Raw genomic sequence first — 12,202 nt, forward strand, 5'->3', positions numbered from 1 at the left:
AATTGCAAACAATTTTAAACGCTAGTATAGTGGCAGCTTTTCCAACCCTGCTAGTAAGGAGACCTCGATGAGCGATTTAAATACGCTATTTCAAACAATTAAACAACGCGACCCCAATCAAGCCGTGTTCCACCAAGCCGTTGAAGAAGTGTTTGGCAGCCTGAAACCGTTTTTGGAAAAGAACCCCAAATACACCCAGCAAGGCTTGCTGGAACGCATCGTCGAGCCCGAGCGCGTGGTGATGTTCCGCGTGTCTTGGGTGGACGACAAGGGCAACGTGCAGGTAAACCGCGGCTACCGCGTGCAAATGAACTCCGCCATCGGGCCCTACAAAGGCGGCTTGCGCTTTCACCCCACCGTGGATTTGGGCGTGTTGAAATTCCTCGCCTTTGAGCAAGTGTTCAAAAATGCGCTCACCACCCTGCCCATGGGCGGCGGCAAAGGCGGTTCCGATTTTGACCCCAAAGGCAAATCCGATGCCGAAGTGATGCGCTTTTGCCAAGCCTTTATGACCGAGCTTTCCCGCCACATCGGCGCAGATTTGGACGTGCCCGCAGGCGACATCGGCGTGGGCGGGCGCGAAATCGGCTTCCTGTTTGGGCAATACAAACGCGTGCGCAACGAATTTGCTTCCGTGCTCACCGGCAAAGGCTTGGCATACGGCGGCAGCCTGATTCGCCCCGAAGCCACGGGCTACGGCTGCGTGTATTTCGCCCAATCCATGCTGCACACACGCGGCGAGCAGTTTGCCGGCAAGCGTGTGGTGATTTCAGGCAGCGGCAACGTTGCCCAATACGCCTGCGAAAAAGCCATCCAACTGGGCGCAAAAGTGCTCACCGTGTCCGATTCCAACGGCTTTGTGAAATTCCCCGACAGCGGCATGACCGAAGTGCACGTTGCCGCGCTGCTGGAACTGAAAAACGAACGCCGCGAACGCCTGTCGGTGTATGCCAAAGAACAAGGCTTGGCATACTTCGCCGACCAAAAACCGTGGGGCGTGCCCTGCGACATCGCGCTGCCTTGCGCCACCCAAAACGAATTGGACGAAGCCGCTGCCAAAACCCTGCTGGCAAACGGCGTGCAATGCGTTGCCGAAGGCGCGAACATGCCCTCCACTTTGGGTGCGGTGGAAGCGTTTATCCAAGCCAAAATTCTCTACGCGCCGGGCAAAGCGTCCAACGCAGGCGGCGTGGCAACATCGGGCTTGGAAATGAGCCAAAACGCCATCCGCTTGTCGTGGAGCGCGGAAGAAGTGGACAAACGCCTGTTTGACATCATGGCGAACATCCATGAAAACTGCGTGGAAAACGGCGCCGCCGCCGACGGCTATGTGAACTATGTGAACGGCGCGAACATCGCGGGCTTCCGCAAAGTCGCCGATGCCATGTTGGCGCAAGGGGTGGTATAACCGGCAGCATCCTGCAAACAAATAGGCAGCCTGAAAACCCAGAAATCGGGTTTCAGGCTGCCTTTGCGTTTGTTAAAATCCCCTTTTCCCACGCAGCCTGAAAGCGAGTCCAACATGGCAGAAAAATCCGTTTACACCAAAGTCGTCGCCGCTATCGCCGTTGTGCTGTTCGGCGCAATGGGCTACGGCGGCTACCGCTTCATCCAAGCCGTGAGCGAGGGCGCGGCGGGCATCCAAAACACCGCCTCGCCCGTTGCCCTGCCCGAAATCAGCCTAGAAGCCTCCGCGCCGCTGCTGCCCTTGCCCGCCAGCGATGCAAACGATTCCGTCAGCACAGGCGAAGATGTGGTCATCCAAGCGGGCGATTTTTCCTATGCCGCCGGCGAGCCGAATATCCGCGTATCGCTCACCAACAAAGGCAAATTCACCGTTTCCACCGTTTACATCAATCTCGCGCTCTACATCAACGATGGCAACCAAGCCGTAGCCGAAAGCAAAAGCATCCCCATCACGCTCGACACCCCGCTGGAAGCGGGCGGCAAAGTGGTGCTCGGCGTGCCGGCCGACGGCGTAACATGGCGCAGCGAGGCGGTTCAGGCTGCCAAAACGCGCAAAATCCTCGCCCAAATCGTCGGCGTAAGCGACGAAGCGCAAAGCGACATTGCCTATTCGCAAAGCAGCGCGGGCAAATGGCTCACCCAAGTGCCCAGCCCCGACGACGTGCCCGCAGCCCCACCCAAACCGCCCACGCAGCCTGAAAACGAGCGCAACGCAAACGAATCCGACGAGCCGCGCATCGCCCCCGCCGAACAAGAGCTCGCCCCTCAGGAAACCGAACCGCCCGCGCCCGCCAAGCGCGAAAAACCGCGCAGCATCAAAGAAGAGCTGGGCATGGAAGAAATGCCCACAGGCGAAGCAGGCGTAATTTCATACGAACGCACAAGAGGCACCAAATGAACAATCAAAAAATCCTCGTGGCAGGGCTGGGTAGCACAGGCATCTCCATCCTCCGCTATCTTGACCACATCGGCGCAAGCCAAGTCGCCGCCTACGATGAAAACCTCACCGCCGAGCGCCAAGCCGAACTCGCCGCGCTGTTCCCCCGCTTCCCCGCCCTTTCAGGCAGCCTGAAAACCGCGTTGGCAGACCGAACCATGCTTATCCTCAGCCCCGGCATCAGCCGCAGGCAGCCTGAAATCCGCGAATTTGAACAACGCGGCGGCGTGGTAACAGGCGATGTTGCCATCCTTGCCGACCTGCTGCGCCACCAACGCGACCAAATCATCGCCATCACCGGCAGCAACGGCAAAACCACCACCACCAGCCTGGTCGGGCATCTTTGCCAACAAAGCGGCTTGGATACCGTTGTCGCGGGCAACATCGGCACGCCCGTGTTAGACGCATGGCTGCAACGGCAAGGCAAAAGCGCCGATGTGTGGGTGCTGGAACTATCCAGCTTCCAACTGGAAACCACGCCCTGCCTTGCCGCCGCCGCCGCCGCCTGCCTCAACATCTCCGAAGACCATCTCAACCGCTACGACGACCTGCTGGACTACGCCCGCACCAAAGACCAAATCTTCAACGGCTGCCGCACGCAAATCCTCAACGCCGACGACCTTTTCTGCCGCGCCATGCACCGCCCCGCGCAGCAAACCCGTTATTTCTCGCTCGCGCAATCCGCCGATTATTGGCTGGACTCCGTTTCAGGCAGCCTGAAACAACAAGATAGCGACTTGATGGTACAAAGCCAAATCCCATTGCAAGGCAGCCACAACACCGCCAACGCGCTCGCCGCCATCGCCCTATGCGAAGCCATCGGCATCCCGCGCAGCGAGCTGGTTCAACACATCCAAACCTTCCAAGGCTTGCCCCACCGCGTAGAAAAAATCGGCGAAAAAGACGGCATTGCGTACATTGATGACAGCAAAGGTACCAACGTGGGCGCAACCGTTGCCGCCATTGCAGGGCTGCCGCAAAAAATCGTGCTTATCGCAGGCGGGCAAGGCAAAGGGCAAGACTTCGCCTCGCTTGCCGCCGTGTTGCAAGACAAAGCCCGCGCCGTGTTCCTGATTGGCGTGGACGCGCCCAAAATCGCCGCCGAACTCGCCGCGCGTAACGTGCCGTATCAGTTCTGCGACACGCTGCCACAAGCCGTTGCCGCCGCCCACGCCGCCGCACAAGCAGGCGACATTGTGCTGCTTTCCCCCGCCTGCGCCAGCTACGATATGTTCAAAGGCTACGCCCATCGCGCGCAAGTGTTTAAAGAAGCGTTTGAGCAGCTGTAAATCTTTGAGGCAGCCTGAAAACAGGTTTAACTTTATGATGTCCGAACTTCAATCACACTAATTTCTCAACTAAATAAGGAAATACCAAATGGGTGTATATCGTTGTAATCATTGCAAATTCATTAGTGAACACATTATTCATCGCAGTATGCCGCCAACAAAATGTGCCAACTGCGGGCAAGATGTAACGGTGTACGAGACTGCGCCATTTATCCAACACATTATTGACCGTTGGGCAAGCGCTGTGCGTGAACTCAATGTCTTGAAAAATCAAGATAAAGAACCAACCGAACAGCAACAAACGCAGGAATACAATCAAAGCAACCCTTTGGACAATGTAAAACTATCCGACACCAATATTCTTGCTAATATTGAGCAGCACCAGCCGCTAACTGATTGGTTTAAAAATAAACAAATTACTCCCGAATTTGATTGCGCTGCCATAGATATGAGTGGTTATTTTGACGAAGCTGCTGCAAAGATTGGCAAAAACTTCGCCATATTCCAAGATATTCTCAACAAAATTGCGTGGAACTACCGTAATAACCATAGTGGCTTAAACCTAGACTTAAAAAAATACAGTCAAAAAGAAGCGCAACAAATCAACAACATCTGTCGTGAATTTTATAGCCATACATTATTTTCTCGTTATACCTACCAAAAACAAGACAAGTTGATACACCTAAAACTGCAAGCCGCAACACCCATTCGTCAATTTTTTAACGGTACATGGTTAGAATGGTTTGCACTCAACGAAATACTTACCCTAGCTAAACAATATGGTAAAAATTACAACTTCTCTTGCGCCCGTAGCGCGAAAATTCGTTTTACCAACGAAGATTTGCACGAATTGGACGTGTTATTTTTACCAAAAAATAAACAGCTCATTGTGATTGAATGCAAAACAGGAGAATACCGTCAAAATTTAGATAAATATTTGAATTTAAGAAAACGCTTGAATATTCCTGCTGACAATTTTATTCTGTTGGTTACTAACATAAATGAAGCGCAAGCCAAATCACTAAGCAGTATGTATCAACTCACCTTCGCTACGCTAACTGGCTTAATAGAACAGTTGAAAAAAGTGATGTAAAAAATTTCAACCCACCGCTTTCAGGCTGCCTGAAAGCATCAATCAATAAGGAGAAACATCATGCTAACCAAAACCATGACATTATTCAGCGCAACCTTGCTGCTCGCCGCGTGCAACAGCACCGCACAGTCCAAGCCCGCCACGCCAGCCCAAGCCGCGCCCGCCGTGCAATCGGCTGCGCCCGCATCCATCCACCAAGTGTGGCACTTAACCGAATTAAGCGGCTTTAAAGGCGACATCCCCGCCAACGCCAAAATGGATTGGACAAAACTGCCCAACGCCTATGCCTACATGGGCTGCAACCACATGAACTTCCATGCCCAAGCCACATCAGGCAGCCTGAAACTGGGCGAGATGACTTCCACCATCATGCTGTGCGAAAACAATCAGCTAGAAGATGCGTTCGCCACCGCCATGAAGCGCGTGTCGCGCTATGAAGTAAATGGGCAAACGCTGATTTTGCGCGGTAAAAACGGCGTGCAAATAAAATTCGCGCCTGCGCAGTAGTCCGCCTATAAAAGGCAGCCTGAAAACGGTTAAACCCATTTTCAGGCTGCCTTTTATCGTTCAGCTCATCCCATCACAACCCAAACAACCCCGCATCCCCCTTGCCCTGCCGCACCAATTCCACCCCATCCGTCATATCAATCACCGTGGTCGGCTCCGTGCCGCACCAGCCGCCGTCAATCACCAAATCCACCGCATGTTCCAAACGGTCGCGGATTTCATACGGGTCGGTCAGTGGTTCATCATCCTCGGGCAGCATCAGCGTGCTGCTCAACATCGGCTCACCCAATTCTTTCAGCAACGCCAGCGCAATCGCATTATCAGGCACGCGTAGCCCAATCGTTTTGCGCTTCGGATGCAGCGTGCGATTGGGCACTTCCTTGGTCGCCTGCAAAATAAACGTATAACTACCGGGGGTCGCCGCTTTCAGTTGGCGAAACTGGCTATTGTCCACCTTGGCGTATGTGCCCAAATCGCTCAAATCCGCGCACATCAGCGTTAAATGATGCTTCAAATCAATCTTGCGAATCGCCAAAATTCGCTCCATCGCCGTCTTATCGCCCAGCGCGCAGCCAATCGCGTAACACGAATCGGTGGGATACACAATCACCCCACCCTTGCGCACAATCTCCACCGCCTGTTTAATCAACCGTTCTTGCGGGTTTTCGGGATGAATAGCAAAAAATTGAGACATGGCTTATTCCTTAAAAAAAATGTTTTCAGGCTGCCTTTACATATTAGGCAGCCTGAAAAACTATTTCGTTGTTTTTAAATAATGTTCCAAAATCGCCAGCGCATACTGCACCGCCTGTTCGCGCACCATTTTGCGGTCGCCCTTAAAATGATACTGCTTCGCCCAAATGCGCTGCTTGGTAGCAAAGCCAAACCACACCGTGCCCACAGGCTTATCCGCCGTGCCGCCATCAGGGCCCGCAATGCCTGAAATGCTCAACGCATAATCGCTTTTCGCCGCAATCAACGCGCCCAACGCCATCTCGCGCACCACCTCCTCGCTCACCGCACCATAATGCCGCAGCGTATCGCTGTTCACATTCACCAGCTGCTCCTTGGCTTGGTTGGAATATGTGATATACGCGCGCTCAAAAAACGCCGAGCTGCCCGCAATGCTGGTCAATTCCGCCGCCAGCAGCCCGCCTGTGCACGATTCGGCACAGGTAATTTTTTGTTTACGCGCAATCAATTCAGATGCGATGTATTCAAGTCGTGTCATGATGTTCTCGGTTCGCAACGCCGTTTTCAGGCTGCCTGCCGTATGGCAGAATCACCATCAAAACTGCACACAATCATTTTAAAATCAATATCATGCGGGATAACCTCGCCCCGCATCCCTTCTTGGCTCGCCCGCACAAAACGAATATGCGTGAAATACTTATTCGCCGACACCTCGGGCAACGCCCCCAAACTTTGCGGAATTTCAATTGTCAGCAAATGAATGTTTTGCTCCATTTTGCTGTGTTCATAATGCCCCGCCTCAGCATGGCATTGCACAACAATTTGATTGCTGCGCAAAATTTCCAGCAGCAAATGCACGGCATGATACGTCGGCATCATAAATTGGCTCCAACGCTGCAAATCCTGCCTGCGTTTTCTCGCATCCACCTTTTGCCAAAAATAATAACTCGGCAGCTCAACAGGCGTGGTCCCCCCCGCCACCAATATGCGCTGTTTCACCGCCATCAGCCATTCATTTTCGCGAATATGCTGCCCAAATTTTTGCTGCACTTCCTGCAAATTCTGCGCCGTTTGGTTTAAACGCTCCAACATCGGCACATCATTTTGATATTTTTCACTTTGCCGCTGGCGTTCCAGCTCCTGCAAAATATCCAACTTCAATTCCGCACGCGACGAGCTTTCCATAATCTCAAACAACGTGCTCAACGCAATATGGTGCGACCATTTATCATCGCCAGAGGTGGCATGGTTGAAGCGGTTGAACAAATGCTCAATGCGAATCAAGCTGCGAACGCGCTCGGTCAATGGGTGGTCAAAATTCAACATCTATATGATTTTCCTTGTGTTTCACTGGCAAAACATCGTTTCAGGCAGCCTGAAACAACGCTAAATACGCGCGATGCTGCATCTCGACCGCCTGCTGCAAATCTTGCAGACTGCCTGTATTGGCAATCACATCATCCGCAACACGCAAACGCGCCTCATCGCTCGCTTGGGTAGCCATAATGGCGCGAACAGTGGCTTCTGTCAAACCATTGCGCGTCATCACACGCTGCACACGAATATTTTCAGGGCAAGTAACCACTAAAATCCGTTCCACAAGCGATTGAAAAATAGGATGTTCCACCAAAGTCGGAATTTCCACCACACCATAGGCAGCCTGAAAATCCTGTTGCTGCCGCTCAATTTCCGCAAAAATCAGCGGATGCAAAATCGCCTCTAACTGAGCCTTTGCCTGCACGTCCGCAAACACCCGTTCGCGCATATACGCACGATTGAGGCAGCCTGAAACCGTGAGCACATCATCACCAAACCGGTGGCAAATCTGCTGCAATGCCATACTGCCCGCTGTTTGCGTCAGCTGCCGCGAAATCGCATCTGCATCAATTCGCGGCACGCCCAAAGCAGAAAAATCGGCAGCGACTTGACTTTTGCCACTACCGATTCCACCTGTTAGTCCAATCCAAACAGTCATCTTAAAAGCCTGATTTCATCAGCCACCAGCGCACAAAATCGCCCACCGAGCCGTGAAATAAAAACACAAACCAACCCGCAATTGCCAAGCATGGACCAAATGCCATCGGCGTATTTCGCGCAATGCGTTTGACCAAAAACGCCGCAATGCCCACAAACGAAGCAACAAGTAAGGTAATCGGTATAACAGCAACACCCAGCCACGCTCCGATTGCCGCCAGCAATTTGAAGTCGCCATAGCCCATGCCCTCTTTGCCTGTGAGCAGCTTAAATGCCCAATACAATGTCCACAGGCTCATATAGCCCACCATTGCACCGATAACTGCTTGTTCCAATGACACAAAACCTGTTTTCAAGTTAAACAGCAACCCGAACCATATCAATGGCAAGGTCAGCTCGTCAGGCAATAATTGCGTATCCGCATCAATAAACGTCATCGCAATCACATATGCCGTAAACACACACGCGCCGATGGTTTCCAGCGAATAGCCATATTGCCATGCCATCAGCCCAAACAACACGCCCGTTAACAATTCCACCAAGGGATAGCGGATACTAATCGGTGTATGACAAGAATAGCATTTACCACGCAAAATCAACCAACTAATCACAGGAATATTTTGCCAAGGCTTAACGCCAGCCCCGCAATTTTCGCAACGCGATGGCGGCGTAATTAAGTTGAAAGTCGGCTGCTCAATAGCTTCCAGTTCCAAATGTTCTCTCGCTGCCCGTGTCCACGTATTATTCAGCCACACGGGCAAGCGATAAATGACCACATTGAGAAAACTGCCAACTGCTAGACCAAAGATAACAGCAAAGACAATAATAATATCCAATGTTTATTCCTTAACCGATTGCATCACCAATGCTGAATAATGGCAGATACATCGCAATCAAAATTACACCTACGATACCGCCTAAAACAACCATGATGATGGGTTCCATTAAGGATGAAAGTGTCGCTACTGCCGCATCCACCTCATCTTCATAGAATTCAGCCACTTTATTTAACATATCGTCCAGCGCACCTGATTCTTCACCAATGGATGCCATCTGCACCACCATGTTAGGAAAAACGCCCGATGCTTGCATACCAGATGTGAGCGAAATACCTTGATTTACTTTACCGCGGATTTCATAAGTAGCTTCTTCGTAGATAATATTGCCTGATGCGCCCGCAACAGAATCCAACACTTCAACCAACGGCACACCCGCAGTAAACAGAGTTGCTGTTGTACGCGCCCAACGTGCAACTGTTGCTTTGCGTACAATTTCACCAAAAATCGGCATTTTTAATAACCATCCATCTACTCGTTTTTGGAATGCAGGAGAACGTTTATGAAATTGAACTAAGCCAACTATCGCACCAATCAATATTGGAATAATTATCCATCCTTGAGTTACAAAAAAATCAGACAAATTCATCATCCATTGCGTCAAACCTGGTAATTCTGCACCAAGTCCCTCATAAATTTTCTTAAAGGATGGCAATACAAACATCATCATGACCAAGATTAAAACAATCGCCACCACAATCACAGCAATCGGATAAGTGAGCGCACTTTTTACTTTTTTCTTAATGGCTTGCGTTTTTTCCATATAGGTTGCTAATTTATCTAGCAAACCTTCCAATACACCACCCGCTTCGCCAGCAGCAACCAAGTTGCAATAAAATTTATCAAAATATTTAGGATGTTGTGAAAAAGAACTTGCCAAGGAATTACCTTGCTCAACGCTATTTTTTACATCCAGCAGCAAATTGGTCATTGCTGCATTAGAATGACCTTTCGCCACAATATCAAATGCTTGCATCAGCGGCAAACCCGCTTTCATCATAGTAGATAACTGACGTGTAAACACTGCAATATCCGCAGAAGTAATCTTCTTCTGGCGTTGTTTTTTCATTTTTGTCAGTTGGATGATTTTGATTTGGCGGCGGGCTAATTTCTGACGTGCTTCATCTTCTGTTTTCGCCACCACCTCACCGCGCACAATCGAATCACTTTGTAGACTTTTTCCTTCAAACTGATAGCGATTGCCTTTTTCTACTTTCTTAACATTTGCAGCAGGCTTTTTTGCTACTAATTTCTTAGGAGCTGCTTTTTTAGCAGGTTTTGCTAGAGATGCCATAATAATTCCTTCAATTTAGACAATTATTCATTTGTTGTTGCGATTACTTCCTCTAACGAAGTAATGCCTTGCATAACTTTCAACAATCCAGAACGACGCAAATCCACCAATCCTTCTTCGTAGGCAATGTTGGCAATATCTACTTCCGTACCGCCCTTCATAATGATTTCTTTCATTTTTTCGGTCATCGGCATCACTTCATATAAACCAGCACGCCCTTTATAACCCTTGCCTTTGCAAGCATCGCAACCAACAGGGCGATACATAGTCCATTCTTTTGCCAAATCTTCTTCCGTAAACCCCACATCCAATAATGCTTCTTTGGGCGGACGCTCCATCGGTTGTTTACACGCCACGCACAAACGACGCGCCAAGCGTTGCGCCATAATCAAGTTTACCGCACTGGCAATATTAAAAGGCGCAACCCCCATATTGAGCATACGAGACAATGTTGCGGGTGCATTATTGGTATGCAAGGTTGAGAACACCATGTGCCCCGTTTGTGCCGCTTTAATCGCAATATCCGCCGTGCCCAAATCACGAATCTCACCAATCATGATAACATCCGGGTCTTGCCGCAGGAATGCTTTTAGTGCCGCTTCAAACGTTAAGCCTTGCTTATCATTTACGTTTACTTGGTTAATCCCTGGTAAGTTAATCTCGGCGGGGTCTTCTGCGGTGGAAATATTGATATCTTCGGTATTGAGAATATTTAAGCAAGTATAAAGCGATACCGTCTTACCCGAACCTGTTGGTCCTGTTACCAACACCATGCCGTATGGGCGATTGATGGCTTCCATAATCAGTTCTTTTTGGAAGTCTTCAAAGCCCAATTGGTCAATATTCAAGCTAGCCGCGTCTGAGTTCAAAATACGCATCACCACTTTTTCACCAAACAAGCAGGGCATGGTGTTCACACGAAAGTCAATGGCTTTGGCGTTTTTGGAAAATTGCAATTGGATACGACCGTCTTGTGGAACACGCTTTTCGGAAATATCCATTTTTGCCATCACTTTGATACGCGATGCCAGCTGGTTGCGCACAGAAAGCGGTGGTTGCACCACCTCGCGCAACTGCCCGTCGGCACGAAAGCGAACACGCGCCATAAATTCGTAAAATTCAAAGTGAATATCGGATGCGCCTGATTGAACCGCATCGGCCAGAATTTTTTGAATAAACCGCGCAACAGGCCCATCTTCTTCTTCCACGCCATCCACAATCATGGCGGGAGCTTGACCGTTTTCCAGTTGCGTGGCAGCAACGTCCATTTCTTTTAACAATTCGTTGTTGCTTTGACCAAACCAGTCCAACACATTGGTTAATTGGTCATCGCGCACCACCACCAGCTCAACTTGCAAGCCTGATGCAAACGCCAGTTTTTGCACATTTTGGATTTGCGTGGGGTCGGAAACGCCCACATACAAAGAACGTCCGCGCTTCAACAATGGGATGCAACGAAATTCTTTCATTTGTTCCGATGTCATCACGTCTTTAATTACGCGGCTGCGCGGATAGTAATTCAAATCCAAAACAGGGTAATTAAACAAGCGGGCGCATAATTCTGCCAACGATTCTGGCGTAATGACTTTGTCGCCAAAAAGCAAGGGCATAACGGGTTTTTCTGCTTTTACGGCTGCTTGATATTTTTCAATATTCTCTTGTGGAACAAGTTTTTGCTGTACCAAAATACGCAATAAACCAATACTCATACTGCTTCCTGTTTATTCTTTATGCTTAATTAGACAGCCTGAAAATCTTGGGCTGCCTTGCGCATTAAACTGTAAAATTTCTCGGGCAATTATACCAAATCTCGCTTTAAGTGTTGCTTTATCTTAGCAAATGTAAAGTTTTTTAGGGAAAAGCGTTTTATTTGTGCGACAAATGAAAAAAAGCAGCTAAATTTAGCTGCTTTTTTATTTGGTGCCGGCGGCAGGAATCGAACTCGCGACCCCCTGATTACAAGTCAGGTGCTCTACCAACTGAGCTACACCGGCGTTAAAGGAGTGAATTGTGGTGCCGGCGGCAGGAATCGAACTCGCGACCCCCTGATTACAAGTCAGGTGCTCTACCAACTGAGCTACACCGGCACGGAAAGACGCACATTATACGGCT

12 protein-coding genes and 2 tRNA genes are annotated in these 12,202 nt (G+C 49.9%); 5 read left to right on the plus strand and 9 right to left on the minus strand.

Annotated features, from left to right (window positions below; translation table 11 throughout):
* Positions 1 to 67 precede the first annotated feature (67 nt).
* The 5 genes from gdhA (at position 68) to JDW22_RS03755 (ending at position 5,293) form a co-directional block, all read left to right on the plus strand.
* A complete protein-coding gene (gene gdhA, locus JDW22_RS03735; RefSeq protein ID WP_200521762.1) occupies positions 68 to 1,408 on the plus strand; it encodes an NADP-specific glutamate dehydrogenase in 1,341 nt (446 codons plus the stop codon).
* Positions 1,409 to 1,522: 114 nt separating this feature from the next.
* Entirely contained in the window at positions 1,523 to 2,365 is an 843-nt protein-coding gene (locus JDW22_RS03740) for a hypothetical protein (RefSeq protein ID WP_200521763.1), read from the plus strand.
* On the plus strand, positions 2,362 to 3,693 hold the full coding sequence (murD, locus tag JDW22_RS03745) for a UDP-N-acetylmuramoyl-L-alanine--D-glutamate ligase (RefSeq protein ID WP_200521764.1): 1,332 nt from the start codon (positions 2,362 to 2,364) through the stop codon (positions 3,691 to 3,693). The genes JDW22_RS03740 and murD overlap by 4 nt, the downstream gene beginning before the upstream one ends.
* A gap of 88 nt (positions 3,694 to 3,781) precedes the next feature.
* Positions 3,782 to 4,786: a hypothetical protein gene (locus tag JDW22_RS03750; protein ID WP_235964724.1), complete on the plus strand. Its 1,005-nt coding sequence runs from the start codon at positions 3,782 to 3,784 to the stop codon at positions 4,784 to 4,786.
* Positions 4,787 to 4,846: 60 nt separating this feature from the next.
* Positions 4,847 to 5,293 carry an META domain-containing protein gene (locus tag JDW22_RS03755; protein ID WP_200521765.1) on the plus strand — a complete coding sequence of 149 codons (447 nt, stop codon included), beginning with the start codon at positions 4,847 to 4,849 and terminating at the stop codon, positions 5,291 to 5,293.
* 73 nt (positions 5,294 to 5,366) lie between these two features.
* On the opposite strand, the gene JDW22_RS03760 is transcribed toward JDW22_RS03755, so the two are convergent.
* The 9 genes from JDW22_RS03760 to JDW22_RS03800 form a co-directional block, all read right to left on the minus strand.
* The gene (locus JDW22_RS03760) at positions 5,367 to 5,987 is read right to left on the minus strand and encodes an L-threonylcarbamoyladenylate synthase (protein WP_200521766.1); all 621 of its coding nucleotides are present in this window, start codon (positions 5,985 to 5,987) and stop codon (positions 5,367 to 5,369) included.
* A gap of 60 nt (positions 5,988 to 6,047) precedes the next feature.
* Positions 6,048 to 6,524, minus strand: a complete 477-nt coding sequence (gene pncC / locus JDW22_RS03765; protein ID WP_003794506.1) for a nicotinamide-nucleotide amidase — start codon at positions 6,522 to 6,524, stop codon at positions 6,048 to 6,050.
* A gap of 26 nt (positions 6,525 to 6,550) precedes the next feature.
* Positions 6,551 to 7,312, minus strand: coding sequence for a cell division protein ZapD (gene zapD, locus JDW22_RS03770; protein WP_200521767.1), 762 nt, complete (start codon positions 7,310 to 7,312; stop codon positions 6,551 to 6,553).
* 40 nt (positions 7,313 to 7,352) lie between these two features.
* Entirely contained in the window at positions 7,353 to 7,961 is a 609-nt protein-coding gene (coaE, locus tag JDW22_RS03775) for a dephospho-CoA kinase (protein WP_200521768.1), read from the minus strand.
* Between the two features lies 1 nt (position 7,962).
* A complete protein-coding gene (locus tag JDW22_RS03780) occupies positions 7,963 to 8,796 on the minus strand; it encodes a prepilin peptidase (protein WP_200521769.1) in 834 nt (277 codons plus the stop codon).
* A 10-nt stretch (positions 8,797 to 8,806) separates the two neighbouring features.
* Positions 8,807 to 10,090, minus strand: a complete 1,284-nt coding sequence (locus JDW22_RS03785) for a type II secretion system F family protein (protein ID WP_003794498.1) — start codon at positions 10,088 to 10,090, stop codon at positions 8,807 to 8,809.
* Between the two features lie 23 nt (positions 10,091 to 10,113).
* The gene (gene pilB, locus JDW22_RS03790) at positions 10,114 to 11,799 is read right to left on the minus strand and encodes a type IV-A pilus assembly ATPase PilB (protein WP_200521770.1); all 1,686 of its coding nucleotides are present in this window, start codon (positions 11,797 to 11,799) and stop codon (positions 10,114 to 10,116) included.
* A gap of 209 nt (positions 11,800 to 12,008) precedes the next feature.
* Positions 12,009 to 12,084 (minus strand) — tRNA-Thr (locus JDW22_RS03795).
* A gap of 17 nt (positions 12,085 to 12,101) precedes the next feature.
* Positions 12,102 to 12,177, minus strand: a tRNA-Thr gene (locus JDW22_RS03800).
* Positions 12,178 to 12,202: the final 25 nt, after the last annotated feature.

The organism is Kingella bonacorsii (assembly GCF_016623605.1).
Taxonomy (GTDB): Bacteria; Pseudomonadota; Gammaproteobacteria; order Burkholderiales; family Neisseriaceae; genus Kingella_B; species Kingella_B oralis.